Origin of the sequence: Acinetobacter sp. YH16038, assembly GCF_013417275.1 — a bacterium.
Taxonomy (GTDB): Bacteria; Pseudomonadota; Gammaproteobacteria; order Pseudomonadales; family Moraxellaceae; genus Acinetobacter.
This window is the reverse complement of the sequence record NZ_VPEG01000003.1, coordinates 128,697-153,948: the sequence shown is the minus strand read 5'-3', so window position 1 is coordinate 153,948 and position 25,252 is coordinate 128,697. Positions and strand designations below refer to the sequence as shown.

The 25,252-nt window shown below is 41.4% G+C and carries 24 protein-coding genes; 12 read left to right on the top strand and 12 right to left on the bottom strand.

The genetic code is table 11. The annotated features are described in order from the left end of the window. Positions 1-20 precede the first annotated feature (20 nt). Both FTV34_RS01355 and FTV34_RS01350 read right to left on the bottom strand, forming a co-directional pair. A complete protein-coding gene (locus FTV34_RS01355; RefSeq protein WP_180068549.1) occupies positions 21-2,960 on the bottom strand; it encodes an insulinase family protein in 2,940 nt (979 codons plus the stop codon). 147 nt (positions 2,961-3,107) lie between these two features. Further along, on the bottom strand, positions 3,108-3,557 hold the full coding sequence (locus tag FTV34_RS01350) for a GNAT family N-acetyltransferase (RefSeq protein ID WP_034170350.1): 450 nt from the start codon (positions 3,555-3,557) through the stop codon (positions 3,108-3,110). Positions 3,558-3,818: 261 nt separating this feature from the next. On the opposite strand from FTV34_RS01350, the gene FTV34_RS01345 reads away from it, so the two are divergent. From FTV34_RS01345 to FTV34_RS01335, 3 genes are read left to right on the top strand one after another with little or no spacing between them, the layout of a single operon-like run. Continuing rightward, positions 3,819-4,823 (top strand): adenosine kinase, encoded by a 1,005-nt coding sequence (locus FTV34_RS01345; RefSeq protein WP_180068547.1) that lies wholly within the window; start codon positions 3,819-3,821, stop codon positions 4,821-4,823. Next, the gene (locus FTV34_RS01340) at positions 4,823-5,146 is read left to right on the top strand and encodes a Rieske (2Fe-2S) protein (RefSeq protein WP_004786036.1); all 324 of its coding nucleotides are present in this window, start codon (positions 4,823-4,825) and stop codon (positions 5,144-5,146) included. Before FTV34_RS01345 ends, FTV34_RS01340 begins: the two co-directional genes overlap by 1 nt. A gap of 20 nt (positions 5,147-5,166) precedes the next feature. Continuing rightward, the gene (locus tag FTV34_RS01335; RefSeq protein WP_005235372.1) at positions 5,167-5,787 is read left to right on the top strand and encodes an OB-fold-containig protein; all 621 of its coding nucleotides are present in this window, start codon (positions 5,167-5,169) and stop codon (positions 5,785-5,787) included. A 58-nt stretch (positions 5,788-5,845) separates the two neighbouring features. Here FTV34_RS01335 and FTV34_RS01330 read toward each other — a convergent pair whose 3' ends face one another. Together FTV34_RS01330 and FTV34_RS01325 are read right to left on the bottom strand one after the other, a co-directional pair. Continuing rightward, on the bottom strand, positions 5,846-6,520 hold the full coding sequence (locus FTV34_RS01330; RefSeq protein WP_180068546.1) for a YidB family protein: 675 nt from the start codon (positions 6,518-6,520) through the stop codon (positions 5,846-5,848). Between the two features lie 113 nt (positions 6,521-6,633). Continuing rightward, a complete protein-coding gene (locus tag FTV34_RS01325) occupies positions 6,634-7,104 on the bottom strand; it encodes a DUF6231 family protein (protein WP_180068543.1) in 471 nt (156 codons plus the stop codon). A 35-nt stretch (positions 7,105-7,139) separates the two neighbouring features. Here FTV34_RS01325 and FTV34_RS01320 point away from each other — a divergent pair, with 35 nt between their 5' ends. Further along, a complete protein-coding gene (locus tag FTV34_RS01320; protein WP_125278306.1) occupies positions 7,140-8,012 on the top strand; it encodes a DUF2797 domain-containing protein in 873 nt (290 codons plus the stop codon). Positions 8,013-8,062: 50 nt separating this feature from the next. Here the strand turns inward: FTV34_RS01320 and FTV34_RS01315 are convergent, their stop codons facing one another. The 4 genes from FTV34_RS01315 to FTV34_RS01300 all read right to left on the bottom strand — a co-directional run bounded on the left by FTV34_RS01315 (position 8,063) and on the right by FTV34_RS01300 (position 12,579). Further along, positions 8,063-9,535, bottom strand: coding sequence for a hypothetical protein (locus tag FTV34_RS01315; protein WP_180068541.1), 1,473 nt, complete (start codon positions 9,533-9,535; stop codon positions 8,063-8,065). 138 nt (positions 9,536-9,673) lie between these two features. Beyond that, a complete protein-coding gene (locus FTV34_RS01310) occupies positions 9,674-11,539 on the bottom strand; it encodes a SurA N-terminal domain-containing protein (RefSeq protein ID WP_180068539.1) in 1,866 nt (621 codons plus the stop codon). Positions 11,540-11,669: 130 nt separating this feature from the next. Beyond that, a complete protein-coding gene (locus FTV34_RS01305) occupies positions 11,670-11,942 on the bottom strand; it encodes an HU family DNA-binding protein (protein ID WP_004786051.1) in 273 nt (90 codons plus the stop codon). 157 nt (positions 11,943-12,099) lie between these two features. Next, positions 12,100-12,579 carry a phasin family protein gene (locus FTV34_RS01300; protein ID WP_180068537.1) on the bottom strand — a complete coding sequence of 160 codons (480 nt, stop codon included), beginning with the start codon at positions 12,577-12,579 and terminating at the stop codon, positions 12,100-12,102. 205 nt (positions 12,580-12,784) lie between these two features. Here FTV34_RS01300 and FTV34_RS01295 point away from each other — a divergent pair, with 205 nt between their 5' ends. The 8 genes from FTV34_RS01295 to fdx all read left to right on the top strand — a co-directional run bounded on the left by FTV34_RS01295 (position 12,785) and on the right by fdx (position 18,987). Further along, complete coding sequence (locus FTV34_RS01295; RefSeq protein WP_104426168.1) at positions 12,785-13,435, top strand: hypothetical protein; 651 nt, start codon at positions 12,785-12,787, stop codon at positions 13,433-13,435. Positions 13,436-13,546: 111 nt separating this feature from the next. Further along, positions 13,547-14,020, top strand: coding sequence for an Rrf2 family transcriptional regulator (locus FTV34_RS01290; protein WP_179992330.1), 474 nt, complete (start codon positions 13,547-13,549; stop codon positions 14,018-14,020). 1 nt (position 14,021) lies between these two features. Next, on the top strand, positions 14,022-15,239 hold the full coding sequence (locus tag FTV34_RS01285; RefSeq protein ID WP_166136649.1) for an IscS subfamily cysteine desulfurase: 1,218 nt from the start codon (positions 14,022-14,024) through the stop codon (positions 15,237-15,239). Between the two features lie 104 nt (positions 15,240-15,343). Then, complete coding sequence (gene iscU / locus FTV34_RS01280; protein WP_180068535.1) at positions 15,344-15,730, top strand: Fe-S cluster assembly scaffold IscU; 387 nt, start codon at positions 15,344-15,346, stop codon at positions 15,728-15,730. Between the two features lie 36 nt (positions 15,731-15,766). Continuing rightward, the gene (iscA, locus tag FTV34_RS01275; protein WP_004786063.1) at positions 15,767-16,087 is read left to right on the top strand and encodes an iron-sulfur cluster assembly protein IscA; all 321 of its coding nucleotides are present in this window, start codon (positions 15,767-15,769) and stop codon (positions 16,085-16,087) included. 131 nt (positions 16,088-16,218) lie between these two features. Beyond that, the gene (gene hscB / locus FTV34_RS01270) at positions 16,219-16,734 is read left to right on the top strand and encodes a Fe-S protein assembly co-chaperone HscB (protein ID WP_104426170.1); all 516 of its coding nucleotides are present in this window, start codon (positions 16,219-16,221) and stop codon (positions 16,732-16,734) included. Between the two features lie 39 nt (positions 16,735-16,773). Then, positions 16,774-18,633, top strand: a complete 1,860-nt coding sequence (gene hscA / locus FTV34_RS01265; RefSeq protein ID WP_180068533.1) for a Fe-S protein assembly chaperone HscA — start codon at positions 16,774-16,776, stop codon at positions 18,631-18,633. Positions 18,634-18,648: 15 nt separating this feature from the next. Beyond that, positions 18,649-18,987 (top strand): ISC system 2Fe-2S type ferredoxin, encoded by a 339-nt coding sequence (gene fdx / locus FTV34_RS01260; RefSeq protein WP_034702567.1) that lies wholly within the window; start codon positions 18,649-18,651, stop codon positions 18,985-18,987. Between the two features lie 74 nt (positions 18,988-19,061). Here the strand turns inward: fdx and FTV34_RS01255 are convergent, their stop codons facing one another. The 4 genes from FTV34_RS01255 to FTV34_RS01240 form a co-directional block, all read right to left on the bottom strand. After that, positions 19,062-20,552 (bottom strand): adenylate/guanylate cyclase domain-containing protein, encoded by a 1,491-nt coding sequence (locus tag FTV34_RS01255; protein ID WP_159122747.1) that lies wholly within the window; start codon positions 20,550-20,552, stop codon positions 19,062-19,064. A 57-nt stretch (positions 20,553-20,609) separates the two neighbouring features. Beyond that, positions 20,610-21,044: an HIT domain-containing protein gene (locus tag FTV34_RS01250; protein ID WP_004786072.1), complete on the bottom strand. Its 435-nt coding sequence runs from the start codon at positions 21,042-21,044 to the stop codon at positions 20,610-20,612. A gap of 226 nt (positions 21,045-21,270) precedes the next feature. Then, entirely contained in the window at positions 21,271-24,732 is a 3,462-nt protein-coding gene (gene mfd / locus FTV34_RS01245) for a transcription-repair coupling factor (RefSeq protein WP_180068531.1), read from the bottom strand. Positions 24,733-24,856: 124 nt separating this feature from the next. Beyond that, positions 24,857-25,216: a hypothetical protein gene (locus FTV34_RS01240; RefSeq protein ID WP_034702570.1), complete on the bottom strand. Its 360-nt coding sequence runs from the start codon at positions 25,214-25,216 to the stop codon at positions 24,857-24,859. Between the last annotated feature and the right edge of the window lie 36 nt (positions 25,217-25,252).

The window sequence follows — 25,252 nt, the reverse complement described above, 5'->3', positions numbered from 1 at the left end:
TCTATCCTCATTGTTTTTATTTATTGAACTTGCTGAATTGTAAAGCCGAGTTGTTCTAAAGTTTCTCGTTTGGCAAATGGCGCAACCACCGCTTTTGAAGCTTGCTGTTCAACCAGATAAGTCTGTGCGACACGTTTCAAATCATCTAAAGTGACATGCAACAAACGTTCCCGAAGCTGTTTACGGAATGCTGGCGTACGTTGATGCAGGTAGGCATAACAGGCAGTAATCGCTTCACCTGCTGGTGACCCCGGTTTGTCCATACTGGCAATTAAACCCAAGATGGCTTCTTCCAGCTGATGCGGTTGTTGAGGTGCGTTAAGCAACCATTGGATACTTGCATCAAAGTCCTGGAAAGTCTCTGCTAAGCGTGGATCGCGATAACTATAGAAGCGGAAAGAACATGCATTTCCGTCATAGCTTGCGCCACCACCATAAGCACCGCCTTTTTCACGGATTGCGCTATGCAGATAACCATTACGCAAGTAGCCTGCCAATACCATCAAGGCAGCAGCATCAGGATGTGAAACTTCTACCGCAGGATAAGCTGCTGCACAGAACTGCACATTAGTCTGAATCAACCAGGCTTCATCATTGCTATGATTAACTTTTTCAACCTGAGTCAATTCTGCAGGTGCAGTATTCACTTCCAGTTTGTCCCACACGTTTTGAATTTCTTCAATCAGACGCTCAGACTGCTGTTCTTCACACACCAACAGGAATTGTTTTGGTGCCTGTAGCAAGACTGTATGAATGCGTTTTAATTCATCAATCATAGCATCATAAGCTGCTGTATCTTTTTCAGCCTGATTGACCAAGTTAATCAGCCAGTTCAAAGCACCCAGACCGGTATTATGATAATCACGCAAGGCTAGAGCGCTATGCTGACGTGATGCCACTTGCATCGCATAGCTATGACCAGAACCGGAAATACGCGACTGCCAACGAGTTTTACGCTGTTGTAATAACTCAATAATACGGCCTTTTTCATCAAAGCGTAGCTGCTCGAAACCGATTTTTAACAGACGGATCGCATCCAGATGGCTAGCCAAAGATTTAGTCGTTAAAGTTAGCCACGCACTGATCTTGTTTTTGTCATCCACTTTAGAACGCAATGAAGCGCCCATGCCCAGACCACCACTGACTGCTGTTTGCAGTTGCTGGAATTGCAGGTAATCATATTCACCCGCACCAACTTCACCCATTAAAATAGACAACAGGTTGAAATACGGTGATTGCACCACTTCATCTGGAATTTTCACCAATACCTGTTGGTAATAAATCCCATTGGTACCTGCATGATAAAGATTCAACGGCGTATCTACGCGGTTACAGATAATCTCACGCAACTGGCCTTGAACAATCTGCAATTCCGCAGGCACATCTTCCAGACCCACCTTAGGTAACAAGTTCAAGTCATCCGGTGTATCCTGACGAATTTTTAATGCTTCAGTTTGAGCATTGATCTCTGCTTTTTGCTCTTCAGTTAAAGCTTTACCAATTTCAGCCAGACGTGCTTTTTCTTCTTCCGCTTCTTTGGCAGATTTAGTTGCATCTGGAACTAAAGTCAGTTGAACACGGTGCGGGTTATCTAAAAGATGATCTTTAATCAGATTCGACAGCCACATTGGATCTTGCAACTCTTCTTTTACTGAAGCAATTGCAGAGTCCACATCCCAGACTTCAACTGGATCACGATGGTGAATTGCACTGCTTAAGCCGCTTAAAATCAGGCTTAGACCATACGGTGTACCATCACCATTGATTTCACGCTGATGCAATTCGATCTGATGTAGGATCGCATCTACTGCCTGTTGATCAACAGGTTTAGAGGCAACTTCTTCCAGAACTTTGAAAACTCCGTTTTTGAATTCTTCAGCATGTTCAGGGTTTGAACCTTGAACCGCGCAGTAGAAGGTCATTTCAAAGTTGGAATCATCTACGCCCATGAATGGGCCAGTTGACTGTGCATAACCACAGGTTTCCAAGTAATGACGTAAGGGAGATGCTGAATCTTCCAGCAAAATCCCTTCTACGAGACGCAAGCCTAAACGTAACTTGATATCACTCGCTTCTGGCAATAACCATGACAATACGTGATAAGTCTTGTCCTTCAGATCTTCCCCATCAACTGCATAGGTTTCTGTCACATTGAGTGGCGCAGTTAAACGGGTTTCTGGTATTGAATAAAGTGTTTCACCTTTTTCAAATTTAGACAGCGCCAGATTTTCAAACTGTTCCTGTAACTCAGCAGCAGATTTATTACCAAAGGTCATAAATACAGCATTACTTGGGTGATAATGCGTTTTATAGAAGTTCACCAGCTCTTCATAAGTCAGGTCTGGAATATCTTTAGGATCGCCGCCTGAGTTGTAGTGATAAGTGGTGTCCGGGAATAAGTGATGCGCCAAAGTATGATAAAGCTGATCTGAAGGTGAGCTCATTGCCCCTTTCATTTCATTAAATACCACACCTTTATATACCGGTTCGCCATTTTCCAGTTCAATACGGATGCCTTCCTGAGCAAAATCCAACGGATTCAGGTTCGCAGCGAAAGCCGCATCCATATACACTTCTAATAAGTTCTGGAAGTCTTTATCATTTTGAGTTGCGAATGGATAAGCCGTCCAGTCTGCCGCTGTAAAGGCATTCATAAAAGTATTAAGCGAACGGCGAATCATCAAGAAGAACGGATCACGTACCGGGAATTTTTCTGAGCCGCACAGTGCGGTATGTTCCAGAATGTGCGCTTCACCTTTTGAATCCATTGGCTGGGTGCGAAACGCAACCAGAAAAACATTTTCATCGTGATTGGTCGCCAGATGATAATGGGTGGCGCCAGTCACTTTATGCTTATATTCAGACACTAAAATGTCTAAAGCTTCAACATGTTGTTGACGTACCAACTGAAACGCAGGATGTACAGTTTGAGAAATGGTTTCAGTGACATCTACAGTCATGCGATCTCCTAATGCTTAAATTAAAAAATTATTATTCGCATTATAGCTGTAGTTGTTTGAATTATTCACGTAGAAAACCGAGGATTTTGATCGAATTAAGTAAACCTGATCATCTGATTTTTAAATGATCAGGTTTGGCAATGATCTCTAGATCATATACTTGAAATAGTTATAACTCGGGTGGTTTTCAACAAAGACATAGTTCTGTTTTTGATAGAAACTGGCGGCCAGTTTGGTATCGGTCTGTAAACAAAGTGCTGAATAAAATGGTCGTGCCAACTGCTCCAGATAAGCTAGAAGCTGCTTACCTACACCATGTTGACGATATTTTGGATGCACATAGAAGCGACGTACCCGGCCAATTCTTTCTTCAATGCCGTTATCGCCCCATTGCTGGTTTAAGCCGCCACAGGCAATCAGTTTATTGCCATCATAGGCACAGGCCAGAAATTCATTATTTTGACTGAAACAGTTTTTTCCAGTGCGGTATTCTTCAATTAACTTATCAATCAGGTCATAACCTTCTTTACGCGCCAGTGTCGCTAAAGTGTCAATCTGATCAGGGAGCTGCTCGGCTGTTACAATCTTAATATCCATATACCCACACTGTTTTAGATGATTGTTCAAATGTCGCACCAGTATAACTGCTTGGTACTCTAATCTTATAAATAAAATCCAACCTTTAAATCAATGGCTGCACTCGCTACCGTTTAAAAATAAATCAATTCTTAGACCAAAGATTCAAGCTGAATAAGTTACAGTATTTTTTAAAGTATTCTGAAAATGTTTCAGTGAACTACAGCAAACCCGAGCAATCGTGTAAACTTAGCACTTTCATTTTTAATGTGATATTTGGATATGTCTACTGTTGACCTTTTTGCGATTGGCAATGCGCTGATTGACCAGGAATTTAAAGTTTCTGATGAGTTTTTAACTGCACATCACTTGCAAAAAGGCACCATGCAACTTGCGGATGGTGAAGCTCAGGCTACTCTGTATCAAAACTTAAAAGCAACTCAAACTTATAAAGGTCAGGCTTCAGGCGGTTCAGCAGCCAATACTACAGTTGCATTTGCAGCTTTGGGCGGCTCTGCATTCTATGCCTGCCGTGTCGGTAATGATGATTTGGGTCATATCTATCTGCATGGCTTAAATGAAGCTGGCATTAAAACTACAACCCAATCGATCAGTGAAGGCGTAACCGGCACCTGTATGGTTCTGGTCAGTCCAGATTCTGAACGTACCATGCATACCTATTTAGGTATTACTGCTGAACTGACAAATGAACAGATTGACTTCCAGCCTTTAACAACTGCTAAATGGCTCTATATCGAAGGTTATCTATCCACATCAGAAACAGCACGCCAGGCCGTAAAACAGGCGCGTGAAATTGCCAAAGCCAATGGGGTTAAAATCGCATTTACCCTTTCTGATCCTGCGATGGTGCAATATGCCCGTGCCGGTCTGGATGAAATGATTGCAGATGGTGTAGATCTCTTGTTCTGCAACCAGCAAGAAGCATTGATGTATACCGAAACAGATACCATCGAAGCCGCTCTGGCTAAACTTAAAGAATTAAGTCAATACGTTGTCATTACAATGTCAGCTGAGGGTGCGCTTATTTCCAATAATGGTGAAACCTTCACTGTACCGGGTCGTGCTGTAACTGCAGTGGATGCCAATGGTGCTGGCGATGCGTTTGCGGGTGCTTTTTTATATGCACTTAATGCGGGTCTTGGTTTAAAAACAGCAGCAGAACTGGCAATTTTAGTGTCTAGCCAAGTGGTAGCGCAATTTGGTCCACGTCTGGCGGTTTCAGAATACGCAGCATTATTAAAAGATGTTCTTAAGGAATGTGCTTAATGTTTAAAATTTGCATGACTGACGATATTCCAGAGCGTGAAGCGCGCTCTTTTGAACTTCCGAATGGGGATACAATTTTTATCACCCAGCGTGATGGTTCGTTTTATGCTTACCAGAATATTTGTCCACATTTACAGGTAGAACTGGAATTTTTGGAAAACCAATTTCTAGACCGTGATCAGGAGTTTATTGAATGCTCTACTCATGGTGCGCTATTCGTAGTAGAAAGCGGTGAATGTATTTCTGGACCTTGCCAAGGTCAATCACTTGAAAAAGTTGATATTACCGTGCATTCTGATGGCGGAATTTATCTTTCAGAATAATAGCTAAAACGGATTTTGCCATGCCTGAGTTTTTACTTGACTATAACCTGATGCCATTTCATCTCAGTTTATTGTTCATCATTCTGCTTGGCATGGCAAAAACAGTTGCCTTCTATTTTAAGCTTAAACCCAGTCAACTCCTGAAACGCATTTCCCCATATGACTTTCAGAATGTTGAATGGCTAAATGTCAAATTTTCCAAAACCCTGATTGTTTTTTTCTTCCTGATGAATTTTAGCTTTGCCGGCTATTTGCTTCAGTTTCTGATCTATTCACAGGAATATCATTTCTTACCTGCCTATTACATCATTCTACCGGCATTGATCATTGCGATTTTCTTTACCGTATTTATGATTCATTGTCTGGATCAGGTTATTCCACCTAAATATAAAAAGAATGATGTAAACCTATTAGGCCGTTTAGCTACAATTTCAAGCGGTAATGCCCGTCCTGGCTTTTCTGCCCAAGCACGAGTTCGGGATGAGTATGGTCAGTTACACTATGTTCAGGTTGAACCTGAATTTGGCGAACTGGAATTTCAGTCTCAGATTATTTTAATCCGTCTTAGAAAATCGCATTATGTGGCCAAGAAGATCTGTAAATCCAACCGACTCTTTAGCTTGAATCTGGAAGAAGCTTAAAGAATTCAATAGAAAAAATCCCGGCTAAAAGTCGGGATTTTTTATTGGATAGATAGATTTATTTTTTAAACAAGCCTGAGACCATATTCAATACATTCTGAATATCGTTATTGGCTTCCTGTTTACTGGTCTGCTCACCTTGTGGTGTCAGTGAATCAATAATCTGCGGCAAGACCTGAGAAATGGCGCTATAGACATCCTGCTTAGGCACATGTGTCTCTTGTGCGACCTGTTCCACTTCCTGATCATCAAACAGGTTTTGCACCTGCTGCGGATCGACATTGGCATTTTCACCTGGACCAGTAGATACCCAGTCATCAACCTGGCTATTTAGACCTTGTCCTTTGAGCTTATCCAATGCTCCTTGCAAACCGCCCTGTTTCTGAATCCAGGCCAAGACCAGTGGCAAGACAGCAATCAATAAAGTCTTTGTTGTTGAACTGCCACCCAGTCCAGAACTTGGTCGAGCGGAAGATTGGCTCCCACCTCCGAGCTGGCTGAGTACAGAACCTAAAATTGCACCTAGGCCATTTTGCTTGTTTTGCTGTTGTGAGTTTTGATGCTGCTGATTTGGGTTCTGGTTTTGCTGATTGGCATTATTGATATGACCCAATACTGATCCAAGAATATCTGCCAATCCCCCTTGCTGGGATGAACGCTGCTGGGATTGCGACGGGTTATTTCCTAGGGCTTGCTTGGCCAGCATTTCCACAATACTACTAAGATTGGTCATAACTCATTCCTGTATACGCCTTCTGTACAGAATAGAGTGTGAGCTCATATTTTCCATGCAGGATTTTGTTAATATTTGCAATACTGATATAAGACCTTATGAGCCATCCAGTTTTACCAGCGATATTTATCCCAGTTTTCAGGGTTAGCCCAGAATTTAGAGTTAAACCAGTCTGGCACATGTTTATAAGTCAAAATATTGAATTTCCAGAGTGCAAAATCTGCCTCATGAACTGTCTTGTCAATCAACTGGGTCAGACCTAAAGACCTGAGCAGTTTTTCATCCTGCAAGCGACTCACCACAACCAGACGTTTTGCAAATAAATCACGCATTTTAACCAGAATTTGACTCTTCTGCTGTTCTGACAATGCTAAGGTTTCAGGAGTGTCCAGCATCACTACTGCCAGGTCATAACGCTGTTGAAAAGGCAGATTTAGAACCTCAGATACGTTAAAATAGTGCCATTGAATAGATTGCTGAAACTGAGATTGGGTTAAATCCTGCCCGATACAAATAGCAGTATGAATTGGCTGTTCTTTGGCGAAATCGTCTAGCATTGAAGTGATGACATTCTGTTCAGCCATGACTGCATCCTTATGATTTAAGTGAGTAATTTTTTATGGAACTTCAGGGCATTTGCCATAAAATGCACGTCGGTCTTACAGACCTTAGTGTAACTGATCAAAATACCCAGCGGGCAAATGTTGAATACAAATTAATATTAGATGGATCAGAAATTAACCTTCCATTCCAGTTAGGTCAGGAAATCGAGATTGAATGGACTGGAAATATCTATTGTGTTTCTTGCGGCAAAAAAACTTCTAAATCATTCTCACAAGGCCACTGTTTTAAATGTTTTAAAACTAAAGCGTCATGTGATATGTGCATCATGAAACCGGAAACCTGCCATTATCATTTAGGTACTTGCCGGGAAGATGAGTTTGCACAGAATGTCTGCTTCCAGCCACATATTGTTTATCTGGCCAATTCTAGTGCATTGAAAGTCGGAATCACCCGTATTAATCAAATGCCGACTCGTTGGCTGGATCAAGGTGCAACTCAAGCCCTTCCTATCATGAAAGTGGGTTCTCGCCGTCTTTCCGGTAAACTGGAAGTGATGTTTGGTACTCAGGTCGCAGATAAAACCGACTGGCGTAAATTACTCAAAGGTGAGGCGGAACCTTTAAATCTGATTGAAGTCCGCGATCAGCTGATTGAAGAATTTGCACCGAAAATCCAAACTATCCGTGAAGAGTTTAATCAGAATTTGCAGTTTAATGAGAATATTGAAGTTTTGGATAAGGAATTACCACGTGAGTTCATCTATCCGATAGAGCAATATCCAGAAAAAATCAAATCTCACAATTTAGATAAAACTCCAGTGATCCGTGGCAAACTACAAGGGATTAAAGGTCAATATCTGATTTTGGATACTGGCGTGATTAATATCCGCAAATATACAGGTTATGAGCTAATTTTTAGAGCGGAATAACTTTAAAAGAGCGAGATATAACATCTCGCTCTTTTATACCTCACGAGTCACTAGCCTATAATGTAATTCTGTTCGGTAAGTGATGATTGTTGAAAATCTTGAATTGAATAGAAGATTGGACTGCTTTGAACAGAGTGGTCACCGAGTAATGCAGGCTCTTCTAATAAAGGATTAATTACAGTCTCTTCAGGCGGTGTTTGAATATCTTCTAAGAATAAAGCCAAATCAATATATGATTCCGGATTTTCCTGTCCACTACTTTCAGCTGGCTCTTGTTGCTCAATTGCCACAGTAAGAAGCTCTTCAAGTGAAACCTGTTGTTCTTCTATTATTGGAAAATTAAGCTTAGCCACAGAAATACTTTCACTACGGTCGCCTGCAGCATTTTCCGAATACAAAGTTATAAACCCACCTTGAGCAATCGGATTCTCAATACTCCATTCACCGTTTGCATTTGCATAAGTAACATATTCCAGACCATAAGCAAAAATCACAATTTTTCCATATGGCATCGCTTGACCTGCAAGCTGCTCATCATTTTCTAAAACTATTGGTACAACAGGTTCAAACACTATATAAATTGGTTGTTCCGGCTCTTCAATAGGCGGTTGTGGCTCAAGAAATACCATAGGAATCGCCAATGCAATTATCTCAGATCTAAGACCTAAACTATTTACTGCATACAACTCTAAAGTTCCCCCTTGTGCAATTGGATTAAGCATTGACCAATTGCCTTCGTGATCAACACTCGCTGTATATTCATGACCATTTGCCGTCACAACAATCTGTGTATAAGGCGTTGCCTGACCTGATAGATATTCACCTTGATCCAAAATCACTGGGGTAATTGGTGCCCAATCTGGAAATATTGGAATTTCAGGAAGTGGCGCCATACCTGAAATGATAGATGGAGACTCTTCTCCAAATTCATTACGGGTAAACACTTCCATTGTAGTACCCGGCACCAGTGGATTTGGAAGCATCCATTGTCCATCTGCATCAGCTTCAGTACTATATTCAATCCCATTATGCCGTACAATCACCGTTATATGCGGATCTGCTGCTGTACCGACTAGATAGCCTTCCTCTTGAGAAAATACAGGTATGCTTGGAGGTGGCGGTGCAATTTGTGCTAAACCAATTTGCTGGGAAGAAATACCCTCTGCATTAACAACAACAATAGTGACAGACCCTGTGCCCGAAATTGGATTAAGGAGTGACCAGTTCCCCTGTGCATCAACAGTGGTTTGATATTGCTGGTCATTATACGTAGCAATGATGGTTACAAATGGATCTGCCGTACCAATAATCTGAGCCTCAAATTCTGTGACTTCAGGCGTAGAAGGTTGAAGAATAATTACCGTTTCATCTTCATCACGACCATAACCTTTTCCCGGTTTATTAGGTTCATGTCCTTTTCCCGGATTGTTTGGTTGTGGATGAGACTGAGGTGATTTAATAGCCTGCGCATGTTGCGGAACAAGATTAAAATGTGATGTTTTTTTCATTATATGCTTTTTCATTTATTATTTATGAAGGATTTATATAGGTTTAAGAAACCTAATCAATTATATATCAAATACTTAATTTTATTATTCATACGAATATAAATTTTAAAAATAAAAAACCAGCCCTCAGGCTGGTTTTTTTACAAGCGAATCTTATTTGATTTTTGCGTGAGATTTTAAGTAACGCGTATAGTCATCAAATTCTTGTTGACCACGAAGCTGTTGATACAGTTTCACCAGTTCACTGCGTTGCTCTGCACTTAAAACATCGATCGGGTTTTTCTTCACTTCAGAAACTACCACAACCACCAATTCATTTGGCATATTTGCTGTCGTTACTGACCAGTGACCTGCTTTAGGCGCTGGCACGCTAAATGCTGCACGTTGCACATCACGCTTAAGCAGACCTTCTGCGCGTGTATAGATGCCTGCATCTTCAAATACCAGTTTACCTTTCGCAACGGATGCTGCAGGCTTGGTTTTAAACTCATTCAATGCAGTTTGAACTTCAGCTTTGGCCGCAGCAAATGCTTTATCTTGAATCAGTTTCGCTTTTACTGCTGGTTTAGCTTCTGCCAGTGTCTGCTCACCCGCTGCATGATAATTGCGAACTTTTACCCAAGCCACATCACCATTGGCTAACTGAATGCTTGAAGATGCATTACGGTCGCCATTTTTCACGTCATCATTAAAAAGTTTAACTTTGACAGCTGCATTACTTAGCAATGGATCACGTGTCGCAAGGGTCACACCATTTGCTTTCTGAACCTGAACACCCTTCACTTCCTGAGCAACAACATCCAGCGAGTCCGCACTTACGACCATATCATTCAGACTGTTTACCGTATCAGAGAATGTATTAGATTTTTTCGCTGCCAATACTTCTTCAGATAAACGTGCTTTTTGAGATTCAAACGATGGAACTGCTACATCAGGCAATTGGACTGAAATAATATGGTAGCCATAATCCGTTTTAACAGGCGCTGAAACTTGACCAGATTTTAAAGATGCAACAGTCTGATCAAAGGTAGTACCGAACACGCCTTTTTCATAGACAGCAATAGCACCGCCTTTAGACTTAGATTCAGGATCCTCAGAATATTGAGCTGCTGCTTGTGCAAAAGTAGTACCAGCTTTGATTTTAGCTGCAATTTCGCTTGCCAGTTTTTTGGCCTCAGCATCGCTACGACTATCTGCAGTCACCAGAATATGTTTAACCTCTGGTTTTACATTCTGCTTCTGGTCAGCCACAAATTTATTATAAGCTTCCTGCAATTCTGCATCAGTAACCGCTACATTGGCAGTATCAATATTGCTCGGCTTGATCACCACATAATCCACATCAACACTAGTTGGTTGCTTGAACTGGGATTTGTGCTTTTCATAATATGCTGCAATATCAGCTTCTGATACTTTTACTGCTTTTTTATAGCTGTCCAGATTCACGCTAGCGATATGAATATGACGCTGTTCAGTTTGCAGATCTGCAATTTGCTGCATTTCAACCGGACTGACTAGAGGATAATCCATAAAAGTAGAAGACAGCATTTTCAGTGCATGGTCTTTACGTAAACTTTCTACTAAAGCATTGTTGGTCATGCCAATTGATTTCAGGTAATTTTCATATAAAGCATTAGAAAATTTGCCATTCTCCTGAAAAGAAGGCTGCTGTGAAATCATTTGTGCAATTTGCTGGTCACTCAGGCTAATCCCCAGTTTTTCAGCCTGTTGCAAAAGCAAGGTACGCGCAACCAGGGTATCCATCGCTTTTTGATCGATGAAGCTTTGATTTAATAAGGTTTCATCACCATTGGCATAACTTAAGTATTGTTGTTTGAATGATTTTGTCAGTGACTCTAATTCTTGTTTAGAGATATCAGTTCCATTGACTGATTTTGCTGCATCAGAATTCCCGCCGCTAAAATATCCTTCAATACCTACAAGTGCTAAAGGGGTTAAAAACAGAACGAGCAAGACCTTGCCCAACCAACCCTTAATAACTTTACGAAAAGATTCCATAAGTATTCCAATATTTTATTTGCAGAGGATTTTAACCGAAAAAACCCATTGAATGAATGTGTTAATCAAAACAATTAAATCTATCAATAAAAAACGCGCCAAAGAAGGCGCGTTTTAGGATTGAAGCAGCTTAAGCAACAGCGTCTTTTAAGCCTTTACCTGCTTTGAAGCTAGGTACTTTGCTTGCTTTAATTTCAAGAGTAGCACCAGTTTGTGGATTACGGCCAGTACGTGCAGCACGCTCTTTAACGCCGAAAGTACCGAAACCAACTAGAGTTACTGTATCACCCGCTTTTAAAGCTTCAGTAACAGAAGCAATTGTAGCATCTAAAGCTTTACCTGCGTCAGCCTTAGATAATCCCCCTTTCTCTGCAATTGCATCAATTAATTCTGATTTATTCATGAAAACTACGTCCTCTTAATATCGTTTATTTAAGGTCCAAGAATTTGTTTAAACTACCATAACGCCTTTATAGCAATGCTTTAGGTATAAACGCAATACTTATAAACCTCTTTTTTTTCAAAATATATGCGAAAAAAACATTGAATTATGAAGAAAATCATTTTGTGTGTATTTTTTCCGATAATTCTTTCTGTATTTTTTCTTGCTGCAAGGTCAATTCATCAACCTTGGCATGCAACTGAAGAATTAAACGCTCCAGATGTTGTACATCCTTCAGTGTGACTAATCCTATACGATTCAAGGAATGATGAACAGAGTTGTCGATCAGTTTTTCAACCTTATCTTTGGTATCTGTCACAGATTCGCGTGCTTTTTCGGAGACTTTTTCCACAGTTTGATCTGCAATATCGACTGTTTTGGATTCTAGCTCTTCTCCGACCTTGACCAGCGAGTCAAACAGTTTGTTGCCTTCTTCCTCTGCCCGGGAAAATGCCCCAAGGCCAGCCAACCAGATCTGCTTAGTATATTTACGAAAGTCCAGCATTGAACGTCGCTCTGAGGCAGACTTTGACTTAGTCTTCACCGGTTTTTCAATCAATACCTGATCTGTATCTTGTGTCGTTTTTGTTTTATCCATGTACACGACTCCTGCTTATTTTCTATGCAAATATCATAAAATTATCTACAAAATCACCGCATAATAGCAAATTTAGGGCTTGATAGATTTGCTAAACTGTTCTACAAAGCACTTTATTTCAAGTCTAATTTGATTTAACCCTGAAATCTTTTACTCAGCAGGATGCTTTTTCATTTTAATTTTCAGGTAAGGATTGGTTGTATATATGAGTGAATCGCAACAAAGTCAAAATCAACCACATTTGTTGCTTACGATGACTTTGATCGTTTTAGAAACAATATTCACGTTCATTCTCAAACATGACCGTGTTGTTGCTCTTCAGGCGAAGAAGTTTGTAGATGAGAATATTACAATAAAAATCAATAGTTATATTCCCTATTTTGATTTCTATGTTCAGTTTACCAAAGACGGGCTGTTATTTGACTATAAAGCACCAGGCAGAGTTATTGATCTGGATGTTCGCACTACTTTAATGGATCTGATTAAGATCTTTATCTTTGGCAATCGCAGAAGCATTCGTGCAATGCGAATTGACGGTAATCAGGTTTTAAAAGACGAGTTCCGTGATTTACTGACTTTATTTGCCTTACCTAAAGTCTTGTCTGACTGGAAGCACTGGTTATCTGAACCACCGGCAGATGAGACCGATATTGTTTCATCAAGAAAACGTATTGCGCCTTTATTAAAGAAAATTGAAGATCAACGTTCTAAAATTAATAGCCTGCAAGTTGAAGTTAAACAGTATCGTAACCGCATTAAACGTATGGAGCGCCGTCAAAAGCGGATCAATATGGTCTTTAGTATAATCACAGTACTTTTGATTGCGTTATTAGTGTATAATTGGATCAGCGCGTAATTCTTTCAATTTCAGAAAATTAAATACGCTCGCCATTCACAAAAATAACTTGACTAATTTAGTCGGGATTCATAAAATCTACACATCTAGTCTAACCATGTGTATCGAATCATGCGCCTAACCACTCGCGGTCGCTACGCAGTGACTGCTCTACTTGATTTAGCTTTGCAGCCATCTGAACAAACGATCACGCTTGCTGAAATTGCAGCACGTCAAACTATTTCTGTTGCCTATCTCGAGCAGTTATTTGCGAAACTAAAACGTTATGGTCTAGTTTCGAGTGTTCGCGGTGCCAATGGTGGATATCATTTAGCACGCAGCGCAGATGAAATTACTGTGTTAGCAATTATTGAAGCTGTAAACGAAACAGTTGATGCGACTCGCTGTGACCATAAAGGCAACTGCCAAAATGGCGCGATGTGCTTGACTCATGATTTATGGCAAGAACTCTCCCACCACATTGCCGATTATCTCGCAAAAATCACCCTTGCTGACCTTGTAGCCCGTGACAACGTACAAACCGTGTCATTACGCCAAAATTCAGCAAACATTGATTCAGCCCTTTTATCGGTTACAGGTATTTGACATGAAACGTCCGATTTATCTTGACTATGCAGCAACAACTCCGGTAGATCCTCAAGTTGCAGAACGTATGATGGAATGCTTAACTTTCGAAGGCACCTTCGGTAATGCAGCATCTCGTTCACATGCTTATGGCTGGCAAGCGGAAGAAAAAGTTGAATACGCCCGTGAACAAGTGGCGAATTTAGTAAAAGCTGATCCGCGTGAAATCGTATGGACTTCAGGTGCGACTGAATCTGACAACCTTGCATTGAAAGGTGTGGCTCAGTTCTATGCATCTAAAGGCAAACACATCATTACTTCTAAAATTGAACATAAAGCAATTTTGGATACATGTCGTGAGCTTGAGTCTGAAGGTTTTGAGATTACTTATCTTGAGCCGCAACCAAAAACTGGCTTAATTACTCCAGAAATGGTTGAAGCAGCAATCCGTCCAGACACCATTCTTGTTTCCCTGATGATGGTAAACAACGAAATCGGTACGACAACTGATGTTGCTGCGATTGGTGAAATCACCCGTGCGAAAAAGATTTTCTTCCACGTTGATGCTGCACAGGCTGCGGGTAAAGTTGAAATCGATCTTTCTCAATTGAAAGTCGATTTGATGAGCTTCTCTGCACATAAAATCTATGGTCCTAAAGGTATTGGTGCCCTGTTCGTACGTCGTTCACCACGTGTACGTCTAAAAGCACAAATGCATGGTGGCGGTCATGAACGTGGTATGCGTTCTGGTACTCTTGCAACTCACCAGATCGTTGGTATGGGTGAAGCATTTGAACTTGCAGGCAAAAATTTACAGTCTGAACAAGCTCGTTTACGTGTCCTTCGTGACAAGCTTTGGAATGGCTTACAAGGTCTTGAACAGGTATTCTTGAACGGTCACCCAACTCAAAACGTTGCAAACTACTTAAACGTAAGTTTCAACTTTGTTGAAGGTGAATCATTGATGATGGCACTGAAAGATGCAGCGGTATCTTCAGGTTCAGCATGTACATCTGCAACACTTGAACCATCTTATGTACTTCGTGCATTAGGTCTTTCTGATGAGCTTGCACACAGTTCGATCCGCTTCAGCTTTGGTAAGTACACCACTGAAGAAGATATCGATCACGTTTTAAATATCACTAAAGCTGCTGTTGAGAAATTACGTGAACTTTCTCCGCTTTGGGATATGTACAAAGAAGGTATCGACCTTTCTACAGTTGAATGGGCTGAGCACTAATTTTTGACTCTGAGATAGCTGTATTTACACTGCTATCTCATTGATAAAAAATTTTTAATCCCCATATTTATATTAAGGCTGACCCCGAGTTTTGGAGAAGCAACATGGCTTATAGCGAAAAAGTAATTGATCATTACGAAAACCCACGTAACGTTGGTGTTTTAGACAAAAATGCAGAAAACGTTGGTACTGGTATGGTCGGTGCACCTGCTTGTGGTGACGTAATGCGTTTACAGATCCAAGTAAATGATGAAGGCGTGATTGAAGAAGCACGTTTTAAAACTTATGGTTGCGGTTCTGCAATTGCATCAAGTTCATTAGTGACTGAATGGTTAAAAGGTAAAACCTTAGACCAAGCACAAGCGATCAAAAACATTGATATCGCAAATGAATTGGCTCTTCCACCAGTAAAAGTGCACTGCTCTGTACTGGCTGAAGATGCAATTAAAGCGGCTGTTGAAGACTACCGTAACAAGAAGTCTAAAGTTTAATCATTCGTTTTTTGAAGAAAGATTCACGGAGTTTTCATGATCCACTTAACTGAAAATGCAGCAACTCATATCAGCAATTACCTCAAAAGTCGCGGTAAGGGTGAAGGCATTCGTGTTGGTGTGAAAACTTCAGGCTGTTCTGGTCTTGCTTATGTTCTTGAGTTTGTCGACGAAGTTGATACTCATGACCAGGTCTTTGAACAGTTTGGTGTTAAAGTTTTCGTAGACCCAAAAAGTCTGGTTTATCTCGAAGGTCTAGAAATGGACTACGTGAAAAACGGCTTGAACGAAGGCTTCGAATTTAATAATCCAAATAAAAAAGGTGAATGTGGTTGTGGTGAGTCATTCACTGTCTGATTGCAGCAATAATTCTCTTTTTTCAGCATTAAAACAGTGTGAAATACACTGTTTTAATTGCATTTAGGCAGTTATTTTAATTGTCATCAAGTTTAATCATTTTTGCATATTAATCGCGGACTCTATCTCCCATGAATCATTTTGAGTTGTTCAATCTTCCTGTAGCACTCGATATTGATTTAGCCACTTTAAAAGCAGAGTTTTTAAAGTTGCAGCAACAATATCACCCCGATAAAGCTGAAGATAAAGATCAGGCTTTGATTAAATCAAGCGAGATCAATCAGGCATTCAAGGCTTTGTCAGCGGTTGATAGCCGTGCAGCTTATTTACTGTCTTTAAAAAAACAGGACTATCATCTGGATCAGTCTATTAGCGATTTTGAATTTCTTCAGGATGCGCTGGAAATTCGTGAACAATTAGATGAAGCCTCATCGGCTGAAGATCTTTCCTCTCTGAAAGTTGAAGTTCAGCAATGGATTGATGGTCTGGTTCGTGAGTTCAAAATCGACTATGAAGATGAAGACTGGAGTGAAGCTCGCGATACTGTGCGTAAACTGCGTTTCTTTGTTAAAGTCATGGCGGACATCGACAAAGCGGAAGACCGTTTCCTGGATGATGACAGCTTTGATCTTGATGATGAATTTTAATTTTTCTATTTAATTTTAACGTGCAAAGGATGTAACACTATGGCTCTCTTGCAGATTGCAGAACCAGGTCAATCAAGTGCACCACATGAACACCGCATTGCGATTGGTATCGATTTAGGCACCACCCACTCTTTGGTTGCCACGGTTCTTTCAGGTCAAGCCAAAGTACTCAAAGATGAACAAGGTCGTGTGTTACTTCCTTCTATCGTTCATTATGCAGCACAAAGCACCGAATATGGCGATGACGCCAAACCTTTTATTACCACCGATCCTAAAAATACGATTGTATCCGTAAAACGTTTTATGGGTCGCTCCCAAGCAGATATTAAATTCCAGCATCCTTATGCCTTGGTGGGCGAAGCGAATGAAATGCCGGCATTTGAAACTGCGCAAGGACGTAAAACGCCAGTTGAGATTTCTGCGGAAATTTTAAAGCAGCTTAAAGAACGTGCTGAAGCCAGCTTAAAAAATGAGATTAATGGTGCCGTGATTACGGTTCCTGCATACTTTGATGAAGCACAACGCCAGGCAACACGTGATGCCGCGCAACTGGCCGGTTTAAACGTTCTGCGTTTATTGAATGAACCAACAGCTGCTGCGGTGGCTTATGGATTGGATCAGGAAACCAACTTGAGCACAGATCGCAACTATGTGATTTATGACTTGGGCGGCGGTACCTTTGACGTATCCATTCTGCGTTTCTCTCAAGGTGTGTTCGAAGTATTAGCGACTGGTGGCCATACTGCTCTAGGTGGTGACGATCTGGATCGTCTGATTTTAAAATGGGCTAAAAAACAGCTTAATATCGAAACCCTAGATGATGCTGAATATGCGCATTTCATTACTGCTGCGCGTAAAGCTAAAGAAGCATTATCTGATGCAGACTCAGTTGAATTAAAGCTGCTTGATCAAAGCCTGACTTTAGATCGCCCGACTTTTGAAGAAATCATCAAGGTTGCTTTGGATAAAACCATCAGCGTTTGTAAGCGTGTCATGCGTGATGCCAAGCTGGAACTTGATGATATTCAGAATGTGGTGCTTGTAGGTGGTTCTACCCGCTCGTACGCCGTGCAAAAAGCAGTACGTGATGTGTTTAACCAAGAGCCTCTATGCACCATTAACCCGGATGAAGTGGTTGCGATTGGTGCTTCAATTACAGCGAATCAGCTCATTGGTAACAGCAAAGATGGATCATTATTATTAGATGTGACTCCACTTTCTCTTGGTCTGGAAACCATGGGCGGTCTGGTTGAACGTCTGATTTCACGCAATACCGCAATTCCAGTTGCACGTCGCCAGGAATTTACAACGTATCAGGATGGCCAAACCGCTATGCTGATTCATGTGGTACAAGGTGAACGTGATCTGGTAGAACATTGCCGTAGCTTAGGCCGTTTTGTCCTGCATGGTATTCCACCAATGACCGCAGGTCAGGCACGTATTGAAGTGACTTTCCAAGTGGATGCGGATGGCTTATTAACCGTTTCTGCCAAAGAAATGACTTCAGGTGTGACTGCACAAATCGATATCAAACCATCTTATGGCTTGTCGAGTGAAGATACTGAGCGTCTGCTGTTAGAAGGTTATCAGTTTGCTGAAGAAGATAAAAATCTTCGTCATCTGCAGGAAACCAAGGTGGAAGCACAACGTGAACTTGAAGCACTGATTCAGGCACTGAAAGTAGATGCTCAATTGATGAATGAACAGCAATTGGCAGAACTGACTGCTGCGCAAGCACGACTTGAGTCCGAGCTACAAGGTACAGATATCAAAGCCATTGAATATGCAGTAGAACAGCTTAAAATACATAGTGATGCATTTGCTGCTCTGCGTATGAATCAACATATTGATGCTGCCCTTAAAGGCACTAAACTCGACGATTGGTCAAACTCAAACTAATTTAAGGTAAAGACTATGCCACGTATTAAAGTTCTTCCACATGCGCAAATTTGCCCTGAAGGCGCTGAGTTTGAAGTTGAACAAGATGCCAATCTATGTGAAAGCATGCTGAAAAACGGAATCAAGATTGAACATGCGTGTGATATGTCATGTGCATGTACCACTTGCCACGTAATTGTTCGTCGCGGTTTCGACAGCCTTGAAGAAATGAATGATGTCGAAGCTGATCTGCTCGATCGTGCTTGGGGTTTAGAGCCTGATTCCCGTCTGTCTTGCCAAGTGAAGATTGTGGATGAAGATCTGGAAGTTGAAATTCCAAAATATACCATCAACCATGCTTCAGAAAATCACTAAGATTCTGCAATCAAAAAACCACGCTTAGGCGTGGTTTTTTTTATGGTCTTTATCATTTATTTAAATCATAAAAATTAGATGACTTTTGATCGTTCAGCTGCTCGAAATGCTTCTTCAGCAGACAAAGGTTCAATGACTTCATCTTCAAGTTTTAATTTCACAATTCCTTGAGAGTTGGTCAGTTGCTGTTGGGTTTGAATGCGTTTAATCATTTTCTCCAGCACATGCAGCAACTCTGGATAATCATAGTTTTGCACTTCATCCAGATTTAACAGTAAATGGAAACCTTTATATTCATAATCAAACCAGCGCTGATATTCAACTTTCTGGAAGGCATATTTTTCCATCACTTGCCAAGTGCGTACCGGTGCCTTAATCCCTTTCAGGAAAATTGGCTTTTTAGGTGCACATAGATAGTCATTTTTGATCAGGTTATGGGTATCTTCAGAAATCAGGATTTCATCAACTTCCGCAGCACTTTGCAAGCGTGCAGCCAGATTGGCATCACGACCAACAATGGTATAGGCCATACGGTGATTGGCACCATAGTTCCCCACGTGGCAATAACCGGTTGAAATCCCCATACGGATATGTAATGGCGGATAACCCATTTTAATCCAGCGTTCGCGTAGTAATTTCATTTGCTGACGCATTGAAATCGCCATTTCCAGACAGTTTTTAGCATCCTGCTCTACACCATCTGAGTGCGGATCGCCAAAGAAGATCAGGATGGCGTCACCCATGAATTTATCGACTGTCGCTTCATATTTCTTGGCGATTTCAGTCATATGGCTTAAATAGTCATTCAACAGGAAAGCCAAATCATCCGGAATCAGAGTTTCAGAAAGCTCTGTAAATCCCTGAATATCCGAAAAGAAAATCGTGAGTTTTTTACGTTTGTATTCGATCTTAGCTTCAGACTCGCCTTTCATGATGGATTGCCATAACTGCACTGGCGCATAACGGCTGAGCTGGTTAGCAAATTCCATATAACGGTTCATCTGGTCAAAATAATGATTTTTCTTTTGGGTCATATATTGCATACGACCGCTTTGATAGAAATTTCCGACACCAAAATAAGTAATCAAACAGATGAAACCTAGTACGGTGAGTTCCGTACTGGTGGGACTGAAATAGCTGGTAAACCCAAAAATGCCAATGGTAGACAGATAAAAGATCATGGTGCCAATCAGGCCAGCCAGTGACACCATCATGAACGAAATCTTGTTATTAATGGCGGTATATAGCAATGTGACCACTGCCAGTAGAGACAACACCAGATCCAGATGCACAGCTGCAAGTACAACCGATACGATAATCACATCTAGAACAAAGAAGAAATTACGTTTTAAATTATAGTCGTATTTATAAATCATCCACCGGGATAATTTCGGTGTGATCACCAAAACCAGTGCCAGAAATAACGGAACAAAAATCTGGTAATTGGTGTCCGGTTCCGTGTAGTGATAGACGATCAGAACCAGAGACAGCATGATATATCCCATCATCCGATGGAAATATTCAAACTGTTTTGGTTCCTGATGAATCCAGTCGTCTAATTGCACTCAATTACTCTCTTGAAGTCCAAAATCCTGAATGGACCATAAAATGTATGTCAACGCTTAGTCCATACGCCAGTCAAATGGCATATCCCCTTGACCACGTAAAGCCAGCATCAAGGTTTGACGCATATGTGCCAATACTTCACTGCTATAAGGAACTGCTGGAGTGCCCCATACCGGCTTAGGCCATGCCACATCATTTTGATAACGAACCACATGATGAAAATGCAGTTGCGGCACCATATTGCCCAAAGCTGCGACATTCATTTTGTCGGCACGGAATACACGCGCTAACTGGCTAGATAACCAGCTTGATTCACGTAAAAACTGCTCTTGGTCAGCTTGGCTCAATTCATATAATTCGGTAATGCCTGGTACACGCGGAACCAGAATCAACCACGGAAATTGCATATCATTCATCAAACGACATGTTGATAAAGGAAAGTCGCCTACAAAAAACGTATCTTGAGCAAGTTGTGGATGCAAACTAAACATATCTTTATAAATGATGCAAAATTAGAATGATGGCTAATACTACCATATACAATTGCGGCTGAGTATTGTAAGCGGGCGCTTTAGGGCAATTTTGTATGAATTGTGAAGGACAAAACGGCAAACTATTAGCTTAAATAATTCCATATGAAAACAAGCTGATATTCACACTATATTTATAAAAATGAAATATAGTGTGAATATTCATATTCCATGAAATCTAAAAATATTAATTTAGCTCTTTTAATAGGCTATCCAATAAATCACTGATGAACTGGATTCGTTTCTGATAGTCTTCCAGCATTACCATCACTTTTAATCGCTGGCCGCCTTCCATCCTGAAATATGTCGGATGTTTCTGCATCATCTGGATAATACTCATAGCCTGAACTGGCGTATCTGGTGCAAATTCGATATGGCCACCCTGCCCACCAATGTCAATTTTAGTGATGCCCAATTGCTCGGCTTTAAGACGTAGCTGATGCACAGCAAATAACTGTTTCACCGGTTGCGGCGGAATGCCAAAACGGTCAATCAGTTCCATACGGATATTATCGAGTTTTTCCTGAGTATCAGTATTACTGATGCGTTTATAGAACAGCAAGCGCTGATGTACATCACCCAGATAATCGTCCGGAATCAGGGCTGGCATATGCAGGTTGATTTCCGCAGTTAAAGACAGTGGCGCATCAAAATTCGGCGTTTTACCTTTTTGAATGGCTTTAGTCGCCTTTTCCAGCATTTCCATATACAGGCTATAGCCGATCGCCTGCATCGAACCACTTTGCTGCTCACCTAGAAGTTCACCTGCACCGCGAATTTCCAGATCTTCGGTGGCCAGCATAAAGCCTGCACCCAAAGTCGAGGCACGTTGAATCGCTTCCAGACGTTTTTCTGCATCACCTTTCAAGGCTTTTAGGGATGGCACTAACAGATAGGCATAAGCCTGGTGATGCGAACGCCCAACCCGGCCACGCAACTGGTGTAACTGTGCAAGACCGAGCTTGTCTGCCCGCTCAATAATAATAGTATTGGCATTAGGTACATCAATCCCGGTCTCAATAATGGTCGAGCACACCAAAACATTGTATTCCTTGTGATAGAACTGCTGCATCACCTGCTCAAGCTCACGTTCTCGCATCTGACCATGTGCCACAATGACACGCGCTTCCGGCACCAGATTCCGGATATTTTCTGCAGCACGGTCAATGGTATCGACTTCATTATGCAGGAAATAGACCTGACCACCACGCAGTAATTCACGCAGAATCGCCTCTCGAATGGTGTCGCTGGTATGTTCCTGGACAAAAGTTTTTACAGCCAGACGGCGTGCTGGTGGTGTTGCAATAATGGACAGATCACGCATTCCACTAAAGGCCATATTTAGGGTACGTGGAATTGGCGTTGCTGTTAGGGTCAGCATATCCACATCGGCACGCAAGGCTTTAATACGTTCTTTATCACGCACCCCGAAACGATGTTCTTCATCAACAATCATCAAACCCAGATTATGGAACTGGACATTTTCCTGTAAAAGCTTATGGGTGCCGATGACAATATCGACTTTGCCATCCGCTAAATCCTCAATCGTTTTGGTATGAGCTTTAGATGAACCGAAACGGGAAAGCACCTCAATCCGAACTGGCCAATCCGCAAAACGGTCTTTAAAAGATTCATAATGCTGTTGTGCCAGCAAAGTGGTAGGCACTAATACCGCAACCTGACGGTTATTTTGAACTGCGACAAAGGCTGCCCGCATGGCGACTTCAGTTTTACCAAAACCGACATCACCACAGACCAGACGGTCCATTGGTTTTGCCAGTTGCATATCATATAGTGTGGCTTCAATCGCATTGGCCTGATCCGGTGTTTCTTCATAAGCAAAGCCGCTAGCAAACTGCATATACAGACTTTGATCAACCTCAAAACTGATCCCCGGCTTAGATGAACGACGTGCCTGAATATGTAATAACTCGGCTGCGACATCATGAATCTGTTCCAAAGCTTTACGCTTGGCTTTATTCCAAGCATCTGTACCCAGTTTATGTAAAGGTGCTAGATCTGGATCGCCACCACTATAGCGGCTGATCAGATGCAGGTTAGTCACCGGCACATAGACTTTAGCGCCTTCAGCATAGTCCAGTTGCAGAAATTCATGGTCCTGATCATCGATACTTAAAGTAATTAAGCCTGCATAACGTCCTACACCATAATCAATGTGTACCACTGGTGCACCAATGCTTAGCTCGGTCAGACTGCGGATCAGGAATTCTTCTGATACTTCCTGCTGACGCTTGCGACGACGTTGGACCACACGATGTTCGTAAAGCTGATTTTCCGAGATCACACTGATCCGATTTGTCAGAACAAGACCACGTTCCAATGGTGCACTGGTAATCGCAATCGCATGCAGAGAATCGACAAAAGCATCAAAGTTTTCTACGGTCGGAATATCGCCCAGACTTGGGCGCAGCGCATCTTTTAAGGTTTCACGACGACCGGCACTTTCAGCGACCAGTAAAACCGGATGATTAGCCGCATCGATATATTTTTTGACTTCGGTAAAGGGCTTTTCACGTTTTGGATCAACAGGCAACCGTGGTGGTAACTGGGTATCCAGATTAATCACACCGGCTTTCTCATCAAAAGCTTCTTGTGCCGCAATGATGCGACTAAACTGATTCAGCTGTTCTAAAAGCTGATTGGTCGGACAGAACAGCGTTTCAGGCGGCAGAATTGGCTGATCAATATTATGACGGCGATCTTCATAACGGCGTGTTACATCCTGCCAGAACTGTTCTAAACTCTGCTCCAATGCCTTATCTGTAATGACAATGCCATTCTTTGGTAAGTATGAAATTAAGGTACTTTGCCCTTGCATCGCTTCATGACTAAAGAATAAAGGCAGGTAGAACTCAATTCCAGGTGAAGCAATGCCATCCATCACATCCTGATAAATTGGATTTTTCTTTGGATTAGCTGTCGGGAAAAATTCTGCATAACGGTCACGGAAAGTAGCACGACCTTCCTTAAGGGGAAATTCTTGTGCAGGTAATACGGTAAATTGTTCTAGAGTTTGCGTAGTACGTTGCGTTTCCGGATCAAAAAATTTCAAGGTTTCAATTTCATCATCGAACAGGTCAATCCGGATTGGTGCATCCTGACCTGAAGCATATATATCGATAATGCTACCGCGAACTGCAAATTCACCATGGTCATAAACGGTATCGACCAGATGATAACCAGCCTGAATCAGTTTTTTCTTTTGCTGTTCCAGATCCAGCTTTTGTCCGACTCGAATATCGAAGTGTTCACCCAGCACCCATGAAGTAGGTGCAACACGCTGTGCCAATGTAGAAGCTGCCAGCAACAATACGCCGCTTTGGGGCATATTAGATAAAATTGCCAGACGTTCAGAGACGATATCCTGATGCGGTGACAGGCGGTCATAAGGCAAAATTTCCCAGTCTGGAAATATGGTCGGTTTAATCCCATAAAATTCCAGTTCGCTTTCCAGTTGACCCAAATGCTGGTTATTACGTGCAACAATAACAAATAGGCGCGATTGCTGCTGCTTGATAATTTCTTTCAGCAATAATGCAGTAGACGAGCCTTGCAGATTGCCTAACCAGCGTTTCTCGCCTGCCTTGAGCTTGGGTAAATTAAGTTGGGAAATTTCTTGTTGGAACATGTATATAGCTTTAAAGTCTAAACAACATGAAGCTTATACTATCACGATGATCTGGTGCTATTTCGTTATTTTTATGCAGTCGTTACAGATTGACTGCATAGGATAAAATCAGCCTATGATTCAGTTATTTTTTATCACGTAAAAAGTTACGATAATAGTCATTCAACTTTTTCACAATTGCTTTGAATTGCAGCAGGTTTTCTTCAGTATTGCCTAATCTTGCATTAAAACGCTGATTGGCAATTTCCAGATCAATTTTTTCATTAATGATCATTGCAGTTGAATATAGCGCTTTTAAATCATCAAAAGTTTTCATGCGTCGGTTAGACAAATATTCCAGCCGCTCGCCCAGCTCCTCATTTAAATTAATCCCATCCACAATATAGCCGATCCCTTCTACATATTGGATATGATTCTCTTCCAGAAAAATCTGAGCCGGATCAGGTTTATTTGATTTAAATAAGTTGCTGATTTTATCAAACATGCTATGCACTCAATTCATTGTGTCATCGATATAGTC